The following is an 18,814-nucleotide window of genomic DNA, read 5'->3' as shown; positions in this document are numbered from 1 at the left end:
GCGCCTCGGTGACTGCTGCTCGCCCTGAAAGGTCAGTGGGGTAGCAGGCCCGCGAGCTCGCCGCGCAAATCGACCGGCCACGCTCCTCATCTAGTCATGCATCGGCGCGTTCTCAGCCCTTCGGCTTGATCTCAACGCCGGAGACTGACGAAATGAAGGCCGTGCTGAGCGACTGAAGAACTCCGTTCACCATACCGCCTACGATCGCACCCCGAATGTTGCCCATTCCACCGATGATCGCAGCCGCAAACCCATTGAGCGTCATGGCAAGGCCGACACCTGCGCGACGCCGAAGAGGTGATTGAGCGCGTCAAGCGCCGGCGCGGGACGATTTATCGCGCGCTGGTGCCGAATGCGCGGGGCGCCGAGCGGGCCGCGAAGGCCAAAGTCGACGAGATGCTTGGACTGATCACGATCAGCCCGACCTATACCCGCAAGAACCAGAATATGTCGATTGACGAGGCGATCGCGCAGAACCTGGACTCCTTTCGGATCGCGGAGACGAACGGGATCGCCTTTGTAATGGCGCTCGGGATGTCGTTCTGGTGCGCCTATGAAGGGCTGATTCCCGAAGACAACGTCATCGCTGTGGTGCGCCGACTCCATGACGGCGGCATCCGCCGCTTCTACCTCGCGGGCTCGCTTGGAATGGAAGACCCTGCTCACGTCAACCGCCTGTTCAGACGGCTAGGTGAGCTGTTTCCGCAAGCGGCCCTTTGGATTCCATGTCCACAATCTCTCGGGTATGGCGACGGCCAACATCCTGGCTGCGCTCGATGCCGGCGTGACGTGGCTGGAAGGCGCGATCTGCGGCATCGGCGGCGGCATCGCTATGCCGACAACGCTCGGATCTGTCGGCAACTTTCCGACCGAGGATCTCGTCAGCATGCTGGCCGAGATGGGTATCAAGACCGGTCTCGACCCGGAATGTACGATCATGCTGTCGCAGGAGATCGCAGCGCTGCTTAACATTGCCCCGCAAAGCCACCGCGGTAGCGGCGCCACCCGCAGGATGATGGCCGTACTCGCCGCCAACAATCCAAATGTGAGATATTCATGACACCTCGTCCGACCTATCGGTCGCTCGCGATGCGATTCATCGCTACTTCGGCCCGAGTCTACGTCACCTTTGAGCACGCCGTCGATGCACGACTGACTACGGAACGCGCCGTGGGTTTCGAACGCCGCCCACATCACATAGGTCATCGATGCGGTCCGCTAACATTTCAGAGCCTCCCTGGCATCGGGCGCTAATCCGCGGTCCATCCACCGTCGACGATGAGTGATGAGCCCGTCATTAGGGCAGACGCATCGGAGGCGAGAAACACGATTGCCCCCATCAAATCCTCGACCGTGCCCACGCGCCCCAGCTTAATCCTGGAAAGGACGTCGGCCTTGAAGTCGGGGTCTGCGAAAAAGGGCCTCGTCATCGGGGTCTCTATGAATGTCGGACAAAGCGTGTTGACACGAACGCCATGGGGGGCGAACTCAACCGCGGCCGACCGCGAGAACCCCTCTATAGCCCATTTGCTTGCGCAGTAGATCGAGCGACGCGCACCTCCGACGTGCCCCATCTGCGAAGACATGTTGATGATCGAGCCGGAGCGGTTTGCCTCCATGAGTCTTTTGGCGACCGTCTGTACGACAAAGAATGCCGCCCGCACGTTGAGACCGATGACGGCGTCAAAATCATCGATCGTCACCGCTACCATGGGCATCGGACGGTTGGTGCCGGCATTGTTGAGTAGAATGTCAAAGGGCTCGCTGGATCTGATCCTCATTGACGCCTGCTCCACGTCCAGGACATCCAGAACCATGGTATCGGCAGACAGGCCTTGCGCGCGCAAGCTTTCACAGAGAAGGTCAAGCTCGGCAGCGGTGCGGGCCGCAAGCGTGACGTGCGCTCCCGCAGTCGCCAAGGCGACGGCGGCCGCCTGGCCGATGCCCCGGCCAGCGCCGGTGACCAGGGCGCGCCTGCCATCGAGCCGGAATGAAGGTGTCTGTGGGAGAGGTTTCATGAGCTTGGTCCTTTCACACTCGCAGGTGAAACCGGAGCGCGCTCGGATGATGTCGAACTGAGTGCTCGTAGCTCCCACTCGAGATCCTCAACCGTGCGCCCCTTTGTTTCCATTCCGAAAACCGCGAATGCCAAGCCCGCCAGCGCGTACCAGCAGGCAAAGTAGATGAACGCCGTGGAAAAAGAGATGCCGGAAGAAGCGGGAACGACATCCGACGACGCGCCGACGATGAACGCTAAGCCCATCGGGCCGATCACCTTCCCCAAGCCACCGAAACCGTACCCCGCACCCATCCCGGTCGCTCTGAGCGCCGTAGGCCAGACTTCGGCCGAATACGGACCAACGACGGCAAAACCCCCTTCCCCGAACAGGAAGGAGAGCGCCAGCATTCCGACGAAAGCGACCAAGACGGAAGCGAGCGCATCGCCGAATAGGGCCGCGGCCAGCAACATCGCCGCGGCGCCGAAGCTGGAGATCAGTCCCGCAGGCCGTCTTCCGGTTTTTTCCGATAGAACCGAGAAGCCGATTCGCCCGAGCAAGGCGGCGCTGGTCACGAAGATCATGTAGAACGCGGCGGAGGTAGGCGGCACGTGCAGGACGTGCACGAGCAGTGTTGGAGCCCACAATGTGAGGCCGTAGTAGCCGGTTTGCATCCCAAGGTTTGACAGGAAGGACAGCGCGACGCTGCGCGGATATCTGAGCAGTTCGCCGAATCCAGGTTTATCCTGGGGCACGCTGTCAATAGCCAAAGGCAACTCGGACGGATCGACCTCGATCGCCCACGCAATCGAGTCCCGGGCTTCTGAAGTTCGACCGTTGCGCAGTAGCCATCGCGGGGACTCTGGTATCCAGACGCGCAACAGAAGCGCCGCCGCACCGAGGCCGACGCAGATGCCCATAAGGCCACGCCAGCCGACCGTAGGAGCAACGAAAGCGACCATCGCGGAGCCAAGCAAGAAGCCGAGCGGAACGGCCGCCGTCACGAGGCCACTCACCTCTCCCCTTCGGGATGCCGGAACGAACTCCTGAATCAAAGGCAGATCGACGCAGTAGAGGCCGCCCGCACCGAATCCGATCACGAAGCGGAAGAGAGTGAGATAGATCCAACCGTATTCGGCGCTATCGGGCGTGAACACCAAAGCGCCGGTACCCAGCGAAAACAGGGCGAGCGTGCTCAGGAAGACGCGTCGGCGGCCGATCCGGTCGGCGAGCCATCCGAAGAACGCAGCTCCCGCAATGGCACCTAGTCCGGACGACAGCAGAATTATGGAGGATGTTCCGAACGTGAGCTTCCATGGCTTAGAAACGAAAGTGAGGACGAAGCCGATTAGGAAATAGTCCAGAAACTCGAGGACCAGTCCGAATGCGCCAGCAAATATCAGCTTCTTCTGATTGAACGTTAGGTCCGAGCGTTCATCAAGAGCAGACAACATAATGCATCCCATCCCGCCCCTCGGGCGAACAAGTCATTCCGCGATTGATTTGAAAGGCTCTTGCCTGACGGCTACTCGGCAGCCTCGCCGTAGGGGACGTTCCGGCCTCCGTAGCGGCGAACACGCACGTTTGCCTGCTCGGCATGCCCAACAAAGCCTTCGAGCATGCACAAGCGCGAGCAATATCCGCCGATCATGGCGGAGGCCGCGTCGGTCGTGACCCGCTGGAACGTCACCGTCTTCATGAACTTGCCGACCCAGAGGCCGCCGGTATAGCGGGCGGCCTTGAGTGTCGGGAGAGTATGATTTGTGCCGATCACCTTGTCCCCGTATGCCACGTTGGTGCGCGGTCCGAGAAAAAGGGCGCCATAGTTGGTCATGCGGTTTAGGAAATAGTCGGGATCTCTCGTCATGACCTGGACGTGCTCCGAGGCGATCCGATCGGCTTCGGCGACCATCTCCTGGTCGCTCTCACACACGATGACTTCGCCGTATTCCTCCCAGGCCTTGGATGCAACATCGGCGGTCGGCAGGATCCGGAGCAACCTGCCTATCTCGCTCATGGTATCCTGCGCGAGCTTATGGGATGTGGTGAGCAGGATGGCTGGAGAATTCGGCCCGTGCTCCGCCTGGCCGAGGAGGTCGGTCGCGCACAACTCACCATCAACAGTGTCGTCCGCAATGACCAAGGTCTCGGTCGGGCCCGCGAAGAGATCGATACCGACCCGGCCGAAGAGTTGCCGCTTCGCTTCGGCGACAAAAGCGTTGCCTGGGCCAACGAGCATATCGACGGGGGCTATGGACGCCGTGCCGATCGCCATCGCACCGACGGCCTGGATGCCGCCGAGACAGTAGATCTCGTCGGCACCGGCAAGGTGCTGAGCCGCTACGATCGCGGGCGCGGGCCCCCCCTTATACGGTGGCGCGCACGTCACGATCCGGCTCACGCCGGCGACCTTGGCGGTGATGACTGACATATGGGCCGAGGCCAATAGAGGATATTTGCCGCCGGGCACGTAGCAGCCGGCCGAGTTGACTGGGAGGTTCTTGTGTCCGAGAACCACGCCGGGAAGAGTTTCGACCTCGACGTCGTGCATCGACTCCCTCTGGTGCCCCGCGAAGTTGTGCACCTGTTCCTGTGCGAACTTGATATCGTCGATGTCGCGCTTGGAAAGCTGACCGAGGCACGACCTGATCTCTTCCTCCGTAAGGCGATAGTCGCCCCGATCCCACCCGTCGAATTTCGTGGAGAGCTCCCTGACTGCAGCGTCGCCGCGTTTCTCGATGTCGGCAAGAATTTCCTCCACCGTCGCGCGGACCCTGGCCGCATCCTCCGCCCGGAGTGCCGCGTCGCGGCCACGCTTAAGATATTCAGCCATGTCGATCTCCCTCGTTACTTGATGGCCTGAGGATTGGTAGGAGAGCCCGCCCCACCAGGGAGGTGCAGCGGCGGCGCGCAAAAGAAGAATTCGTAGACCTTATCCTGCGCGCAATCCTCTGCCAGGTCCTTCACATAGAAGATCTCCCCCATCGAGAGTCCCATCGAGGGAATCACGACCCAGTGCCACGGCTGATTGGCTTCCTTGGTTTCGTTGGGGCGCACCTCGCAGCCCCAAGTGTCCGAGCAGATCGCGGCCACATCCTTCTCACGGAGCCAGAAACAGGTCTCGAATCCGAATCCCGGCGCGTTCCCTCCGGCGTAGCCAGACCAATCCTTCTTGGCGAGGCAGCGCTCCTGGTGGCCGGTGCGGACGATCACGAAGTCACCCTTCTTGACCACCACTTTCTGTGCTTCAGCGCAGCATGTCAGGTCTTCGGACGTGATCGCGTAGCCATCATCCAAATGATCGACGCTCTTGAAACGGGCGACATCCAGAAGAATGCCGCGGCCGACCATCTTGTCGCGGACATGCTCGATGCCGAGCTTTTTCGCCCCTCGCACGTCTACGAGCGAAGCGTCGTACCCGTTATACATTTTATCGTCGAGGAAGACGTGGCAAAGCGCATCCCACTGCGTTGACGCCTGACAAGGCATGTTGATCGCGTCGTCCGCATACCGCAGGTAGGGAAACGGCTCATCCTGATTTCCGAGCTTCGCATCAGTGCCGGTCGCGAGCATCGTGTGGATCGGATTCCATCGGCCCCCGAAGAGACCCGACTGAATTGGTTCCTTCAACGAGAGCCCGAGGGAGAACACCTTGCCCTTACGGATCAGTTGCCCAGCGCCGACAATGTCGGTCGGTGTGACGTTGTTGAGAGTGCCTATCTGGTCGTCCGCTCCCCACCTACCCCAATTTGAAATCTTCTCCGCGGCCTTCAGAATGCCCGCCCTGTCCAGCTTCACGATATCGCTCCCTCAGGCTTCGTTATCGTTTGATAACTCGGCAGCGCTGGCGCACTTTTGCAAGGGCGTTTTCCACCACAAAGCCAAATGCTCCATGTTATCGGTTGATTACTTACCGATAACAGGGTCCGGCGGATTTATTGCGCTGAAGTAACCGCATGGGTATAAAGCAATTCGAAGTTCCGCGCTCCGAACTGGGGCGAAGCTGCAGGCAAGACCATGAAGAAGAGCGACAAGCAGAAGCCGCTTGCCCGAAGTCCAAAAGGAAAAAAGGCGGCGGCGAAGCGGATGCGCTCGACATCCCGCTCGTCGCAAACTACTCGCCTTCCCTTCGAAGAACGCCGTCGATTGATCGTACAGAAGGCGGCCGAGTTCTTCGCCGAGTCAGGCTTCAGCGCCACGACGCGGGAGCTGGCGGAACACTTGGGGACCACGCAGCCTCTCATGTACAAGTACTTTAAGGGAAAGGAGGAATTAATTGACGAAGTCTACCGCAGCGTGTTTCTGGACGTGTGGAGCGACCACTGGGACGAGCTTTTGGTCGACAGGACGCAATCCATCGAAGATCGATTGATTGAGTTCTATATTAGCTACACAGACGTCATCATGAACCGCGGTTGGATGCGGATGTACCTGTTCGCGGGACTTAAGAACGTGGGGATCACGAGTTCGTACATAAAGCTCGTCGAAGAACGTGTCATACGCCGCATCGCAATCGAGGTCTGTTTCGCTCGCGAGGTGGTCTTCGATTCGAGCAGTGAAGCTCGCTATCTGGAGATAGCGTGGGCTCTCCAAGGAAGCATTTTCTATTACGGGGTCAGAAAGCACGCATATGGGCTTGATCCTCACGTCGACAAGAACAGCCTGATCCGCGATACGGTCCACATCTTCCTTGGATCATGGCCATGCGATCGGAAAATGTCATCATCTGCTCTGAAGGGCGTCTCTTAGGTCTGGGAGAGCTATGTCGAAGCCCTCCTTGCACCATCAGCGTCGGCCGGCAAGTACCGCTTGAGAAGGCCCAGTTGGACCTGTCATGCTCGCTGGCCAAATTGCACTCATTCGAGAAGGAGCTTCGTGCGACTTCGTGAGCCGGCGCGCGCGGAAGGCTAAGACGAGGAACTGCCCGTCTTCCATGACCACATTGCAGTTCACGACTTTGACCTGCGCGGGACAGAAATTTAGCGCCTCTTCTTTGCAGGTTGGGCGACAGGTCCGGGGTCTGGCGCTTCGCGAACAGCATGTTCGTCGCAACCACCAGGTTCCGACTGCGGTCTCATAGCTCAGCTCTCGCCGATAGCGGGCCACTGGATCCCGCCCAAATCGAAGACCGGGTAGGTACGCTACCAAGCTGCGAGCAACTTTGCGTCTCATGCAGCGCTTAAGCCCCAGTGAGCTGATCGAAACCGGCCATCAGACTCATTGGGCTTTGTGATTGACCACCGAATTTGGCTGGTCGAAACGGGGCGCCGGTCGGCACGATTAATACATAGATCGCCTGGATCGGTCATCCAGGAAATTCTACCAATATCCGGACGTTCAGCGTACGTGGATATCGAGTCCGGTGCCACCATCCTTCGCGCGGAAACGCCGCGATTGCGACAGCTTGAGATCGGCAATCGCAATACCAACCCGATCGGCTATTGTCACCATCGACTCAGGATCCCAATCGTCCATGGTCAATCCACTACTTAGGGCACCCCAGGTAATTCTGACGAGTGTAGAATGTCAATAGCCAAGCGACAGCGTCGTACACCGGAAGCAGCAAAATTTGCCATTCTCGATGCAGCAGAGCGGCGATTACACGACGACGGTCCTGATGGCGTGCGCATCCAACGCATTGCCGCTGATCTGAACATCACGGACGCGGCCGTCCACTATCATTTCGGCACTCGCGAAGCGTTGATGGACGCCCTCCTGCGGCGCATCGGGCGGCGGCTGGTGGATGACATTGAATCTACCATTCAAAAATGGGCGCCTGACCAGATTGACGTCGCCGCCCTCGGTAGGCTTTTTCAGCGCACCTATGCTGACGAGCGAGCCGCGAAGCTCGCCCTCTGGCTTAGCGTCGCTGGCCACCGGCCAAAAGGATCGGGCATGCTCAAGCCGCTGGTCGAACGAGTTCATAGAGCGCGGCTAGAATCGGCCCGGAAGGCCAAGCGAACTGCGCCGCGGATCTCTAGCACCCAGTTCTCCATAGCACTCTTGAGCGCTGCCCACATGCTTGCGGCGATGTCCGGCGAAGCGTTGATGGCAAGCGTTGCCGAAGATCCGGCTGGCCTCCACCAGCGCGACTTTCTCGACTTTGCAGTCAAGTTGATCGCTCGCCATCTTGCGGAGGGGTGACCAACCGCCAACTTCGAAGAAATTCGGATCCTGGCGCCGGGAATGCCAAAGCCGTACTCTTCTTCCGCCGCGCTTTTCACAGCACCTTGCCGACATTCCTATCAAACCGCCAAAATTGCTGCGATCTCGCAACACGATGCGGCGGCCGGAATCCGCTGAGCCGGGCTGCGCCTGCAGAAGGCTCCGCGAGCGATCCCCCACGCTGTGCACTTTCAACGTTGTAGACGTTCGTGACAGTTCGTGGAGCGTTCACAGCGAAGTGCGTGGACGCGAGCTTCGTGAACCTAGACTGATACAAGCCTGATCAAGGTTCTATCGTCGGGCGCTTCCGGTGACCCGAGGCTGCATGGACCTCGCGCCAGCTTGGCGGCGCCACGCCGTTTGAGAGCGGTGTTGCTTCATAGATGCCCCTCGCGATGGCACGCGCGAGGCACTCGGCGGCCATCATTCCGATTTCGGTGAGGTCAGTGAGGTCGGCCGTACGCGCGGCCCGACCTGTCGTCGCCGCGAATACGATGTCCCCGTCCATCGGCGCGTGAGCCGGCCGCAGCGAAAGCGCAAACCCATCCTGGGCCATGATTGCGACGCGCTTCATCTGCGCCTTAGTCAGGGCCGCGTCGGTCACGACCACGCCGATGGTCGAGTTGGCCGGTGCGTTTCCCTTAATTCTCATTTGCAGATCTTCGCGGGTGGGTTCGCCGCCCTGCCCGAGGCCACCGAACTCCGCCTCGTGCTCGTATGGCGCCGCCCAGAAGTGCGGCCCCTTGCCGCGTGTGGCACGTCCAACCGCGTTTACGCCGACCAGCGCGCCAACTCCGAAGCCGTTGGACGTGACCGCGCTGGCGGATCCAAGTCCACCTTTGAGGTCATAGGTGGTCAGGCCATAGCCGACGCCGGCCGTGCCGAGGGTGAACGTCGCACCCGCAGAGCTCGCCGCCTGGTAGCCGAGATCCCAATAGGGTGGCCGGTGTCCCCAATCCTTGTTCCCGCCATTCGCCAGATCGAACAGAATCGCGCCGGGGACGATCGGCACGCGCGCAGGGCCGACCGCTAACCCTCGCCCGAGTTCAAGCAGGTGTGCCTGGACGCCACCGGGGGCATCCAGACCGAACGCCGAGCCTCCGGACAACACAATCGCGTCGACTGATGAGACTGTCATCTCCGGTTCGAGGAGGGCGCCGTCGCGAAGACCCGGCGCGCCGCCGTGTATTGCAATCGACGCAACAGCCGGTTGCTCGAAGAGAACGACGCTCACTCCTGAAGCAACGCGCTGGTCCTCCGCGTTTCCGACCAGGACACCTTCTACGTCCGTAATTAGGTTCCTCATATCAGCTCCTGGCTTAGCCATCCTGTGCCGTGCAGTGTTCAACGTCTTCGAGCGTCATGCACGGCAGCCGTCCGCCCCAAAAATCCCTCATCGCATTGGCCAGCTCACGCGGATTGTCTTCCTGAACGTTGTGGCCCGCGCCGGGGATGTTGAGCCACCGCCCGTTGGGGAATCGGGCGGTGAAATTGTGTGCAGCGTCTTCAGTGACGATCAGGCTATCGCCGCCTCTGGTCAGCAGAAACGGCGCGGGCATCTCGTGGACCCGCGCCTCGAATCCCGCCAGATGGCGCAGGATCGCGGCAAAGTCCGTTGGACGACGGCGGTCGCTCTTCCAGATCAGGCGCCCGTCGCGGCCACGCTTTAGCAGGACTTGCATTCGATAATGCAGCCGCTGTGGATCACTCTTCGGACTGACGGCAAGCGCCATCTCGACGACTTCGTCAATCGTGGAGGCGCTACGAAAGTCGCTTATGAAGCCGCGCATCCGTGCCGTTGCGGCAAAGATCGGCCGCGAGACCACATCGACCATCGTGAGGCTCGCGGTGCGGTCCGGGTGGCGCAGCGCGAACTCGCAAGCCACGATACCGCCCAACGACATGCCGGCGACGTGCATGCGTTCGATCGCCAGTCCGTCGAGCACGGACGCTACGTCGGTCGCACAGCTTTCCATCGAATAGTCGTTCGCCCAATCGCTGGCGCCGTGGCCGCGCAGGTCGAGCGCCACGATTCGGAAATCGGCCCGAAGCCCAAGGGCGACATAATCCCAGGTGCGGGCCGTGAGGGCGCCGCCATGCAGCAGCACCGCAGACGGCCCCAGACCGCCCCAATCGAGGGCGTGGATGTCGGGTCCGCGTGGCGTGCGGAGGCGCCGCGATCGCGGCGGCGCGAGATCGGTAAAGGAAACGCCGAGCCGGGTGGCGATGGCCGCCAGCGCTTCGGGATACCAATCCTCCATGGACAAATTCCTTACTTCGGCTCTCCTAAGTAACCTCTGCCCAAAAGGGATGTCAATGGCCACGCGACCGCGTCGAACCCGGCAGGTCGCCAAGTTGCGATCCCAGATAGCGCCGAACGGCGACTGCACGACGAGGGCCACAACGCACTGAATTGCGTATCAAGGCTCCAAACCGTCGAAGTTGCGCGCTGACCAACTTCCACGTGATGACACCAATACGTCAGCCGGTCTCAGAGCGTGCTACGAGACTATTGATATAGAGCTCGAGCGTCGTCGTGCCTCGCAATGCCTCAGCAGGCATGTCGAATCCATTGTCGAGGCTCACTTCCGTCATCCGGGTGTAGGATAAAGCGGCCGCCTCTGAAAACCCGAGCCGCAGAAACGCATCATACCACTCCGCCCGCGGCGCCACCTCAACATCTATTGGCCGTCCGAGCGCTTTGGAAAAAGCCCTCGCGACTTCTGCGGATGAATAACGCTTTGGGCCTTCCACATAGCGGACACCCGCATCATCAGTGCCGGACAACAATCTATCCGCGGCAAATCGGCCGAGATCCCGCGGGGCAACCATTGGGACGGGGAGATCAGCGGGAAACATGCTCGGCAGCTTGCCTGTGCTGCGAACGGCGCCGAGCAAGCTGTCCCAGTTGCTCATATAATATGCCCCTCTATTTATCGCAGCTGGGATCGACTGCTGCCTCAGGCCCTCCTCGAGCTGCCACAGAGTGCTCAAATCGCCGATCCTGTCGCCGGATTGCGCGCCGCCAGTTGACACCGCGACGACTTTTTCCAGCCCCGATCCTGCCAGCGCTGCGAGAATGTTGCCTATGGTGGATTTCTCAACAGCGTCGGTGTCTGTACTCGGATCGGCAGGCGGGTTGAGAAGCAAGGCGCGGCGACCGCAGCCAAGTGCTGCATGGAGCGACGAAACGTCGTTGACGTCTGCCTCAACAATCTCGGCTCCCTTCGCACGCCAGCCGCTTGCGCGGCTGGAATATCGGGTGATAATTGTAACCGCCTTCCCCCGATTGAGCAGTATGTCCGCCGTTGCCGAGCCAACGTGTCCGGTGCCCCCCATGATAACATACATCTGCATTCCTCCGTTTCATCCGCTAGGGTAACTCTCACATGCTGGGGCAGTTTCTGGTGGATCCTCCGAGATAGCCCACTTGCGATTTTTGATTGGCAGCGTTCTTAATGGCCGGTACGGACGATGACGAAATCGCCCTTGCGGATGTCGATGCCCTGTTGTGCGGCCGATGGGCGCAGGAGCGATAAACAGCGACTGGAGTCGTCGCAATCAAGCGCTTGATTGGCTCGCGCGAAAGATGCGCATCGCAAACATTTCGATCTTTGTAAGGCTCGTAGACCAGCAAACGGCCGCTATCGTCCTGAGCCCGGTGAACATTGCAGGTGATCGCCCTGGTCAATAGCAAGTCATTTGGAGTAGGTTGCGTTGAACAAGCTCAACCTTCGCCATTGGGGACTGCCGGGCGCTCATCTCGGCGAGTAGCAAGTACATCGCGGCTTCTTCCCGCTCTCGCCAATTTGGCTGATTAATTGACGCCGCCCCGCAACGAAGTATTGTAAAAATGGGGCTTGGTACGTGCCAGCTTCAAATGCCGTACAGGCGACCCCAATTTGAGTTCAGCAAAGGAGTGAATAAAATGTGCCTGATCGTAGAAGCCATGCGAAAGCACTACGTCTAGAATGCGCGCAGACGGGTCCAGCAATAGCTCGCGCATAACATGTTGAACTCGACTTAATTTTCGAAACTCTACAGGTGTCTGGGCCGTCAGCGTTTTAAACCGACGCTCCAATTCTCGTCGCGCCACGCCGCATCGTGACGCAAGTTTATCTATCGAAGCTGCAGCATGATTTTGATAGATCGCCGAGATGGCATTCTCGACAACTTCGTCCGAGCGCCTGTGCTGAAGTTGCTCAAGTAGGAAGCGCTGAATTGATTGCAATGCCGCGTCTCTCGAATGAGCATTGGACACATCGAGCGAGAGCTGACGGCCCCCGCTCTTCCACAGCTCCGCCGCACACAGAGTTCCGTCGATCAGATCCTTGCCGGGCACGTCGAGAAATCTGTGCATTCGACCAGCTCGCAATCGCACGGCGATAAAGCCGACGTCGCTCTGAGGGCGCAAGTAAATAGGCCTTCGTCGCACGCAAATCAGGTGTGCATCGTCGAATGCATGATCCTCGCCATCTCGGCATTGAACAAATGGCGCGCGATAGTGAAAGAATATCTCCGCTCCGGTGCCGGGCAGCAAGGTAGGTAGCTCGACCACCTCTTCGCCGATACTTTCCCATACCCACAAACGTTCGATGTAGGGGCGCAACGGAGCGATCGGGACGATATTGAACTTGTGCATGGCCGTCTCGCTCCTTACCCTCTCAATTCTTCGTCGGCTCCGGATTACCGGCGATCGCCTCTCGACGTAGTCACAATCCAGTCCGTTTCGTGCGAGTTTTGCAGTATAGCGCTATGATCAACTGCAGCAATGTTGTTTGAAAATCGGTCAGGTGAGGTCGCAGATCGGTTGTCGGCATCTTGGCCTGCGACACACCACTCGATGAGATAGTCTTGGGCGAGGCAACTAGCTGAGGCCTCAAGGTCGCTTGTCGCAATTTTACAATACAGAATGGCATCATCCCTGCAAGCTGTGGCGCTAAGTACCGCCATGGTCAGAGGCGCTCAGCGATCTCATCATCAGAAGGCTACAATTCATGATCGCTGTTATTTTCGAGTCTTGGCCGGCTCCTGGAAAGAAGCAGAGCTATCTAGATATGGGTGCTGCCCTCTCCGCTCATTTGGACTCGCTGGATGGATTCATCTCGATCGAGAGGTTCCAGAGCGTCGTAGATCCGGGAAAGCTCCTGGCCCTATCGATCTGGCGGGACGAAGCAGCTGTCGACAATTGGCGGCGCACGCAAGTTCACCGCGCTGTGCAAGCGGGTAGCCGACGCGACGTTTTCAACGACTACCGGCTGCGCGTGGCCACGGTCATACGCGATTACGGAATGCATGATCGCAACCAAGCGCCTATGGACAGTCGTCATGTACACGACTGACACTTCTCACGGAGGAGTGCCTGCGCAGAGCATCAACACGCCAGTTGCCGTGCTCCGCTTTGCCTTTCTCTCCGACATACCGGGCCTCGAGAAACGATCCGGCGCTTAAATAGCTAGCGAATGCTTTTGGGGCCGCGAAAGTTGAGTTGTCATTCTGCGTTTCTAAAAGCTGGTCTTCAGCGAGCAGTCGCGACCGCAATCCTGAGACTAGACGGCTCAATGTCGATGTGAATTGACGGCAGTGCCAGCCGGCGAGCCGAACCCGAAAGCGCGGGCTGGACTATGGCACTTGACAAGAGCTGGAGTCGCGGATCGGGAGACTTGGGGCAAACTGGAGAAGCGAGATGGGTAAGCCGGAATTTGTCTACGTAACCTTCATCGAGACCACACCTGAGAGACTGTGGCAGGCCTTGACGTCGAGCGATCTCTCGAAGCTCTATTGGTTCGGCGCGGAACTACGAAGCGACTGGAGAACTGCTTCGCCCTGGGCTCTCGTCATGGACGGCATTACCACCGAGACTGGAGAGATTCTCGAGGTCGATCGGCCAAGGCGGCTATCCTACACATTCAAGCACGTCACCAATGAGGATTATCGGAACGAGAAGCCGTCCGCAGTGGCGTTCATACTCGAACAGCATGGCAGGCTGGTCAAGCTGACGCTGACCCATGAAGGGTTTGCCGATGGCAGCAAGCTGCTAGACGGCATCTCTAAAGGATGGCCTGCCATCATGTCGAGCCTCAAGACCCTGCTAGAAACTGGCACCGCGCTGGAGATTCCAGTCTCGGCGCTCGGTTGAAGCACCCCGTTGTCGCATGCATGAGACCTGCCAATCGCCCACTCGAACTTCAGCAGCTTGCGCAGCCGGACCCGCGCTTTCGCGCGTCAGGTTTTCGAAGTTGATGGGCCGCAGGCGCAAGCTAGCTCGGCATTCGTGATCTCGCTGGTTATGTTGAATGAACCGGTGCGGATCGATGCCTCACAAGGACGCGGCCGGGTCAAATAATGCCCAATTGTCGGCTACTCGGGTAACGCACACCGGCCGGCAGAGCTAATTCACCTTCAAAGCGGGCGCAAATGCGGTGCGGGTCGTTCTTCAAGCTTTTGTAGATCGTCTCATCGAGAGTCGAAATTCGGAGGACCTGAGAGACGGGATGGCCGACACTGCTGCGGCGCTCGATCTCTGCTGCTTCGCCTATCTTTCTGTTCGAGGCGCTCCGAGCGCCGATGCGATCCTGATTTCGAGCTATCCTTCGACGTGGACTTCACACTATTTGCAAAAGCAATATGAGACGATCGATCCAGTGATCGCTCAAGCGCTCCGTCAGCCAAGTCCATTCAGTTGGGGCTTAGGAGTAGGGCCTACCCCGAACTCAGATATGGAACGTGAGCTATTCGACGAAGCAGCTCGCTTCGGCATTCGTTGCGGATTCACCATTCCGATACACGACAGCAGCGGAGCAATCGCGGCTGTTACGTTTGCTGCCGATGAGCGACGGTCGACGTTCGAGCGCACAATACATAAGCATGCAGACGTTCTACAGCTCATGGCGATCTACTTCCACGCCCACGCGCGCCGTAAGATCGCATCTGCCTGTGCGATTGATGGAATTACCCTTTCGCCACGGGAAGCCCAATGCCTCCAATGGGCGAGTGAAGGGAAATCGGCTTGGGAAACCGGGAAAATTATGGGAATCTCCCATCATACGGTGGCGTTTCATCTCGAAAATGCAAGGGCGAAGCTCGGCGTCCGATCAACGATCCAGGCGGTCGCTCGTCTCACCTCAGCGAAGTCTGGCATTTGAATCACGTAACTGGAAGCTGTCACCCTCCTTAGTTGAGGAGGATGCGCGCTCGTGAGGGTTGTTCTTCAATAGACCATCGTCAGTCTTTGGAGGCACATCATGATGCAGACCATCACGCCCGCATTTTATGGAGTATTTGCCGAAGAACTAGCCGAGATGCATCGGCTTCGGTATCGAGTGTTCAAAGACCGTCTCCAGTGGGACGTCGAAATCAGCGGCGATATGGAGGTAGATGAATTTGATGCGCTGCATCCCATCTACTTGATCCAGCGAGCGCGTGACCACCGCATTCAGGGCTGCGTGCGAATGCTGCCGTCGACGGGACCAACCATGTTGCGCGAGGCTTTTCCAGCCTTGCTGGACGGAAATTCCTTCCAAGGAAGTCCTTCAATTTGGGAAAGCAGCCGTTTCGCGCTCGACGTTGATGATGCCGCGCGTACGACGCTGCATGGCTTGGCCAGCGCAACTTACGAGCTCTTCGCCGGCATGCTCGAGTTTGGTCTTTCGCGACATCTGACTGACATCGTTACCGTTACGGACACGCGCATCGAACGCATCTTGCGTCGTGCCGGATGGGTCCTACGCCGAACCGGCCAACCACGAAGATTCGGCAACACGGAGGCAGTTGCTGGTTACCTCGAGGTGTCGGTGGAATGCCTGAGGCGCGTGCGGCATGCGGGAAAGCTGCAATCGCCGGTGCTTTGGGAACCTGCGGTGAAGGCCGCCTAGGAGGGCAAATCTAAGGACTCAACGATCTAGTCTACAGGGGAGGTTTGAGCATGGCTCATGTTTCGCAATCGGCCCACATTGAGCTGCGTCAATTGCGCTATGCAATCACTGCCGCCGATTGTGGGAGCTTCCGGCAGGCATCAGAACTCCTGGCAGTCCGCCACTCTGTTTTGAGCCGGTCCATCAGCCAGCTTGAGCACCTAATAGGAGCGACATTGTTCGAGCGTTCAAGCGGAGGGGTCGCGCCTACCTTTGCGGGTCGGCGCGTCCTGCGCATATCGCGGATGGTTCTCGAGCAGGTCGGCGGCCTCGCGGCTATCGCGCGATCCAGCGGCCGCGGCGAGGCCGGACGTCTGTCGATAGGCTTTTGCACATCAATTGCCGCGGGTAATCTGAGAGCGACCATAGTCGAATTCAAAAGCAGCGCGCCCGATATCGAAATTGCGACTGTCGAGCGGTCACGCATCCTTCTCATGAACGCGCTGAGGAATGGTACGATCGATATTGCGATCGTTCCCCGACAAAAGCCATTGTCGGATGGCGTGATGCTTCCGGTCTGGAGTGAGCGCGTTCTCGTTCTGCTCCCTCAGGACCATCCTTTGGCCGCGCGTGAGATAATCTACTGGACAGATCTCCGCAACCAAACGGTGCTCCTAAGCGAGCATGATCCGGATGGCGAACTCGAGGATCTTTTGGTCTCCAAGCTCTTGACTGACGAACATCGCCCAAAAGTCGCAAGACACGATGTGAGCCGCGCAGTCATAAAGAGCCTAATCAGTATAGGACTCGGAGTTAGCCTTTCGATTGAGTCCGACGTCGACGCTAGCTTTGCCAGCTTGATCTATCGCGAGATACAGGACGGTGCCGGCTCAAGCCGTATAAGCTTTCATGCTCATTGGCGAGAGGGCAACGTGAATCCCGCGCTTCAGCAATTTCTAGAGCTTCTAAGTGGGCGCTATGCGTCAGCCCCCTTGGGTGAAGGTCGGCGCCCGCGCCTCACCTGAGAGAAGCCTCTGTCCGTGGCCATAAAGCGAGCCAACATCGGCCCAACTAGCTTGGCGGCATCGATCCGCTGCTCAGATTCAAGTGCCACTGCCTCGGCATAAGCAACGAGATCCCGATGCACAGCCGCTGGAAGCTCAACAGTGATTTTGACCGGTTTGTCGTCTGGAAGAGCGCCGATTTTGAGCTTGGGCAAATTGTTACCTTTCGTATGGCGTTAGAATGAGATCGCGATTGACTATGACGCGGACGGGAAAGCCTGGTCGGATCGTTAAGGTCGGTTGAATATTGAGGCTGCGCCGAACCACCTGCTGTCCAGTTTGGTTTAATGAGTCGGAGGCGCCATGCCGCAACGCCTGGATGATGGCGCTGTTGTTGCTATCGGTGTCGGACCCTGCACCTAGTTCTGTCCCGACAGCCAAGAACGTCGACAGCACTGCCGCCTTGAACAGCTCACCCCAATGATTGTCGACCTGGTCTTCGAGCCCTGCGTAGCCTGCGCTGTCAGCACCGGGCTGCCGCTCCAGAACGATCGAGCGGCCGTTCGGCATGATAAGCCGCGTCCAGACCAGCAGCACTCGAGACTGGCCGAACGAAACCTGGCTGTCATAGCTGCCGATCAGCTTCGCTCCCTGGGGCACGAGCAAAAACCGACCGGTCGGAGTGTCGTATAAGTTCTCTGTCACCTGCGCCGTGACTTGGCCGGGAAGGTCTGACCTGATCCCGGTGATCAGTGCTCCCGGAATCACCGTCCCAGCCTGCACGATATACGGTGAAGCAGGCCTAGTGACTCGGTCAGAGCTCACCGTGCGGCGATCCACAGGAGCGTTCACAAAGGCAAGCTTTCGGTCCTGCGCGTTCTGCGCAGATCCATAGTCGCTGGCGCTCATTGCGTTCGGCGGCATGACGCGCTCGCCTCCAGCTGCCGTAGCGGCAGGCGGACGCAATTCTCGGCCGTTGGTCGAAGCGAACAGATGGCTGATACGGGCCGCCTCGCTCTCTTGATCCCGGCGTTGCTGTTCCGGATCTCCGCCGGTCGTCGGCGAGTGGCCTTGAGCGGCCAGGATCGGTCGACCGAGGTCGCCTGGGAGCGGCGGACCAAGCTGCGGCACGGCTTGGCGTGAGACCCCACCGTAATCCTTCGGTAGCGCCTCGATGCTATCGGCGAGATTGTGATGACCGGTGCTATAGAGCTCGTCGGTCGTCTGGTTAGGCCCAGCGAGCGCCGCATACTGACATGCATCACCTCGGCCGATCCGATCCACAGCTTCTGCCGTGGCGCATCAGGGGGGCGAGCACGGAAAGCTGATCTCGACGGACCGGAGCAGGCATTGTGAGAAGCCCCGCCCGGCGGACCGGACGGGGCTTGACGGAGCATCTACTCGCCGCTCTTCCGCGGCCGCGACCAGAGGAGCGTGTAGCCCTCCCCGCCTTCGTCGTCGAACAGGTTGGCGTAGATCGGCGCGTTGAACGAGGGATCGTCGAGCTTGAGCGAGAGGTAATCGCGGCCCTCCTCGGAGCGCTTTGACCAGGCCGCCCCGATCTCCGCGCGGCCCACGTAGATTCGATGGCTGGGAGCGTTGTCGTTGGAGCGGTTGGTCTCGGCGACGATACGGACGCCCTTGGCTTGCAGGCTCAGGGTGACAATCTCGCCCTGGAAATCGTTGCCGACTTTCTTGAAAGAACCGATGTTAGCCATGTCACTTCTCCTGTTGTGTTTCGAGCTCGCGACCACCGCGGCCTCGATGGCGATCTAGAGGCCGAGGACGATTGGCG

At 59.3% G+C, this 18,814-nt stretch carries 21 protein-coding genes and 1 pseudogene; 9 read left to right on the top strand and 13 right to left on the bottom strand.

From position 1 onward, the window contains the following. Positions 1-112: 112 nt before the first annotated feature. Positions 113-226 (bottom strand): hypothetical protein, encoded by a 114-nt coding sequence (locus IVB41_RS36005; RefSeq protein ID WP_407062517.1) that lies wholly within the window; start codon positions 224-226, stop codon positions 113-115. A 71-nt stretch (positions 227-297) separates the two neighbouring features. Between IVB41_RS36005 and IVB41_RS36000 the strand changes: the two are divergent. Further along, positions 298-651, top strand: a pseudogene (locus IVB41_RS36000) (hydroxymethylglutaryl-CoA lyase); the annotation flags it as partial. 40 nt (positions 652-691) lie between these two features. Further along, on the top strand, positions 692-1,060 hold the full coding sequence (locus IVB41_RS34785) for a hypothetical protein (RefSeq protein ID WP_247439240.1): 369 nt from the start codon (positions 692-694) through the stop codon (positions 1,058-1,060). A gap of 190 nt (positions 1,061-1,250) precedes the next feature. On the opposite strand, the gene IVB41_RS34780 is transcribed toward IVB41_RS34785, so the two are convergent. From IVB41_RS34780 to IVB41_RS34765, 4 genes are all read right to left on the bottom strand, one after another. Continuing rightward, positions 1,251-2,018, bottom strand: a complete 768-nt coding sequence (locus tag IVB41_RS34780) for an SDR family NAD(P)-dependent oxidoreductase (RefSeq protein WP_247439238.1) — start codon at positions 2,016-2,018, stop codon at positions 1,251-1,253. After that, the gene (locus IVB41_RS34775; protein ID WP_247439236.1) at positions 2,015-3,451 is read right to left on the bottom strand and encodes an MFS transporter; all 1,437 of its coding nucleotides are present in this window, start codon (positions 3,449-3,451) and stop codon (positions 2,015-2,017) included. The genes IVB41_RS34780 and IVB41_RS34775 overlap by 4 nt, the downstream gene beginning before the upstream one ends. Before the next feature lie 71 nt (positions 3,452-3,522). Next, complete coding sequence (hisD, locus tag IVB41_RS34770; protein WP_247439234.1) at positions 3,523-4,830, bottom strand: histidinol dehydrogenase; 1,308 nt, start codon at positions 4,828-4,830, stop codon at positions 3,523-3,525. A gap of 14 nt (positions 4,831-4,844) precedes the next feature. Next, entirely contained in the window at positions 4,845-5,795 is a 951-nt protein-coding gene (locus tag IVB41_RS34765) for a cyclase family protein (protein ID WP_247439232.1), read from the bottom strand. Positions 5,796-6,014: 219 nt separating this feature from the next. Here IVB41_RS34765 and IVB41_RS34760 point away from each other — a divergent pair, with 219 nt between their 5' ends. Beyond that, a complete protein-coding gene (locus IVB41_RS34760; protein ID WP_247439230.1) occupies positions 6,015-6,746 on the top strand; it encodes a TetR/AcrR family transcriptional regulator in 732 nt (243 codons plus the stop codon). A gap of 588 nt (positions 6,747-7,334) precedes the next feature. Here the strand turns inward: IVB41_RS34760 and IVB41_RS34755 are convergent. Next, on the bottom strand, positions 7,335-7,472 hold the full coding sequence (locus IVB41_RS34755; RefSeq protein ID WP_247439228.1) for a hypothetical protein: 138 nt from the start codon (positions 7,470-7,472) through the stop codon (positions 7,335-7,337). A gap of 48 nt (positions 7,473-7,520) precedes the next feature. On the opposite strand from IVB41_RS34755, the gene IVB41_RS34750 reads away from it, so the two are divergent. Continuing rightward, entirely contained in the window at positions 7,521-8,141 is a 621-nt protein-coding gene (locus IVB41_RS34750; protein ID WP_247439226.1) for a TetR/AcrR family transcriptional regulator, read from the top strand. 304 nt (positions 8,142-8,445) lie between these two features. Here IVB41_RS34750 and IVB41_RS34745 read toward each other — a convergent pair whose 3' ends face one another. From IVB41_RS34745 to IVB41_RS34730, 4 genes are all read right to left on the bottom strand, one after another. Continuing rightward, a complete protein-coding gene (locus IVB41_RS34745; RefSeq protein WP_247439224.1) occupies positions 8,446-9,468 on the bottom strand; it encodes a P1 family peptidase in 1,023 nt (340 codons plus the stop codon). 13 nt (positions 9,469-9,481) lie between these two features. Continuing rightward, complete coding sequence (locus IVB41_RS34740; RefSeq protein WP_247439221.1) at positions 9,482-10,486, bottom strand: alpha/beta fold hydrolase; 1,005 nt, start codon at positions 10,484-10,486, stop codon at positions 9,482-9,484. 157 nt (positions 10,487-10,643) lie between these two features. Then, a complete protein-coding gene (locus IVB41_RS34735) occupies positions 10,644-11,519 on the bottom strand; it encodes an NmrA family NAD(P)-binding protein (protein ID WP_247439219.1) in 876 nt (291 codons plus the stop codon). Positions 11,520-11,979: 460 nt separating this feature from the next. Next, on the bottom strand, positions 11,980-12,804 hold the full coding sequence (locus IVB41_RS34730) for an AraC family transcriptional regulator (protein ID WP_247439217.1): 825 nt from the start codon (positions 12,802-12,804) through the stop codon (positions 11,980-11,982). 355 nt (positions 12,805-13,159) lie between these two features. On the opposite strand from IVB41_RS34730, the gene IVB41_RS34725 reads away from it, so the two are divergent. The 5 genes from IVB41_RS34725 (at position 13,160) to IVB41_RS34705 (ending at position 17,040) form a co-directional block, all read left to right on the top strand. Continuing rightward, positions 13,160-13,504: an antibiotic biosynthesis monooxygenase gene (locus IVB41_RS34725; RefSeq protein ID WP_247439215.1), complete on the top strand. Its 345-nt coding sequence runs from the start codon at positions 13,160-13,162 to the stop codon at positions 13,502-13,504. A 344-nt stretch (positions 13,505-13,848) separates the two neighbouring features. Then, positions 13,849-14,301 (top strand): SRPBCC family protein, encoded by a 453-nt coding sequence (locus IVB41_RS34720; RefSeq protein WP_247439213.1) that lies wholly within the window; start codon positions 13,849-13,851, stop codon positions 14,299-14,301. A gap of 283 nt (positions 14,302-14,584) precedes the next feature. Then, positions 14,585-15,307 (top strand): LuxR family transcriptional regulator, encoded by a 723-nt coding sequence (locus tag IVB41_RS34715; protein WP_256468209.1) that lies wholly within the window; start codon positions 14,585-14,587, stop codon positions 15,305-15,307. A 99-nt stretch (positions 15,308-15,406) separates the two neighbouring features. Then, positions 15,407-16,036 carry an acyl-homoserine-lactone synthase gene (locus IVB41_RS34710; RefSeq protein WP_247439209.1) on the top strand — a complete coding sequence of 210 codons (630 nt, stop codon included), beginning with the start codon at positions 15,407-15,409 and terminating at the stop codon, positions 16,034-16,036. 50 nt (positions 16,037-16,086) lie between these two features. Next, positions 16,087-17,040 carry a LysR family transcriptional regulator gene (locus IVB41_RS34705; protein WP_247439207.1) on the top strand — a complete coding sequence of 318 codons (954 nt, stop codon included), beginning with the start codon at positions 16,087-16,089 and terminating at the stop codon, positions 17,038-17,040. Here the strand turns inward: IVB41_RS34705 and IVB41_RS34700 are convergent. The 3 genes from IVB41_RS34700 to IVB41_RS34690 all read right to left on the bottom strand — a co-directional run bounded on the left by IVB41_RS34700 (position 16,992) and on the right by IVB41_RS34690 (position 18,737). Beyond that, a complete protein-coding gene (locus IVB41_RS34700; RefSeq protein WP_247439205.1) occupies positions 16,992-17,234 on the bottom strand; it encodes a DUF2274 domain-containing protein in 243 nt (80 codons plus the stop codon). The two genes, IVB41_RS34705 and IVB41_RS34700, sit on opposite strands and share 49 nt — an antisense overlap. 4 nt (positions 17,235-17,238) lie before the next feature. Then, positions 17,239-18,294 carry a TrbI/VirB10 family protein gene (locus IVB41_RS34695; protein ID WP_247439305.1) on the bottom strand — a complete coding sequence of 352 codons (1,056 nt, stop codon included), beginning with the start codon at positions 18,292-18,294 and terminating at the stop codon, positions 17,239-17,241. A gap of 122 nt (positions 18,295-18,416) precedes the next feature. Further along, complete coding sequence (locus IVB41_RS34690) at positions 18,417-18,737, bottom strand: DUF736 domain-containing protein (RefSeq protein WP_027562526.1); 321 nt, start codon at positions 18,735-18,737, stop codon at positions 18,417-18,419. Between the last annotated feature and the right edge of the window lie 77 nt (positions 18,738-18,814).

The organism is Bradyrhizobium sp. 44 (assembly GCF_023073095.1).
Classification (GTDB): domain Bacteria; phylum Pseudomonadota; class Alphaproteobacteria; order Rhizobiales; family Xanthobacteraceae; genus Bradyrhizobium.
This window is presented reverse-complemented; position numbering and strand designations above follow the sequence as displayed.

Excerpts from the sequence above, each read along its gene's own strand:
- IVB41_RS36005 (WP_407062517.1), bottom strand. The coding sequence starts at position 226 with ATGGGCAACATTCGGGGTGCGATCGTAGGCGGTATGGTGAACGGAGTT.
- IVB41_RS34780 (WP_247439238.1), bottom strand. The coding sequence starts at position 2,018 with ATGAAACCTCTCCCACAGACACCTTCATTCCGGCTCGATGGCAGGCGC.
- IVB41_RS34775 (WP_247439236.1), bottom strand. The coding sequence starts at position 3,451 with ATGTTGTCTGCTCTTGATGAACGCTCGGACCTAACGTTCAATCAGAAG.
- hisD (WP_247439234.1), bottom strand. The coding sequence starts at position 4,830 with ATGGCTGAATATCTTAAGCGTGGCCGCGACGCGGCACTCCGGGCGGAG.
- IVB41_RS34760 (WP_247439230.1), top strand. The coding sequence starts at position 6,015 with ATGAAGAAGAGCGACAAGCAGAAGCCGCTTGCCCGAAGTCCAAAAGGA.
- IVB41_RS34755 (WP_247439228.1), bottom strand. The coding sequence starts at position 7,472 with ATGGACGATTGGGATCCTGAGTCGATGGTGACAATAGCCGATCGGGTT.
- IVB41_RS34750 (WP_247439226.1), top strand. The coding sequence starts at position 7,521 with ATGTCAATAGCCAAGCGACAGCGTCGTACACCGGAAGCAGCAAAATTT.
- IVB41_RS34745 (WP_247439224.1), bottom strand. The coding sequence starts at position 9,468 with ATGAGGAACCTAATTACGGACGTAGAAGGTGTCCTGGTCGGAAACGCG.
- IVB41_RS34735 (WP_247439219.1), bottom strand. The coding sequence starts at position 11,519 with ATGCAGATGTATGTTATCATGGGGGGCACCGGACACGTTGGCTCGGCA.
- IVB41_RS34730 (WP_247439217.1), bottom strand. The coding sequence starts at position 12,804 with ATGCACAAGTTCAATATCGTCCCGATCGCTCCGTTGCGCCCCTACATC.
- IVB41_RS34725 (WP_247439215.1), top strand. The coding sequence starts at position 13,160 with ATGATCGCTGTTATTTTCGAGTCTTGGCCGGCTCCTGGAAAGAAGCAG.
- IVB41_RS34720 (WP_247439213.1), top strand. The coding sequence starts at position 13,849 with ATGGGTAAGCCGGAATTTGTCTACGTAACCTTCATCGAGACCACACCT.
- IVB41_RS34710 (WP_247439209.1), top strand. The coding sequence starts at position 15,407 with ATGATGCAGACCATCACGCCCGCATTTTATGGAGTATTTGCCGAAGAA.
- IVB41_RS34705 (WP_247439207.1), top strand. The coding sequence starts at position 16,087 with ATGGCTCATGTTTCGCAATCGGCCCACATTGAGCTGCGTCAATTGCGC.
- IVB41_RS34690 (WP_027562526.1), bottom strand. The coding sequence starts at position 18,737 with ATGGCTAACATCGGTTCTTTCAAGAAAGTCGGCAACGATTTCCAGGGC.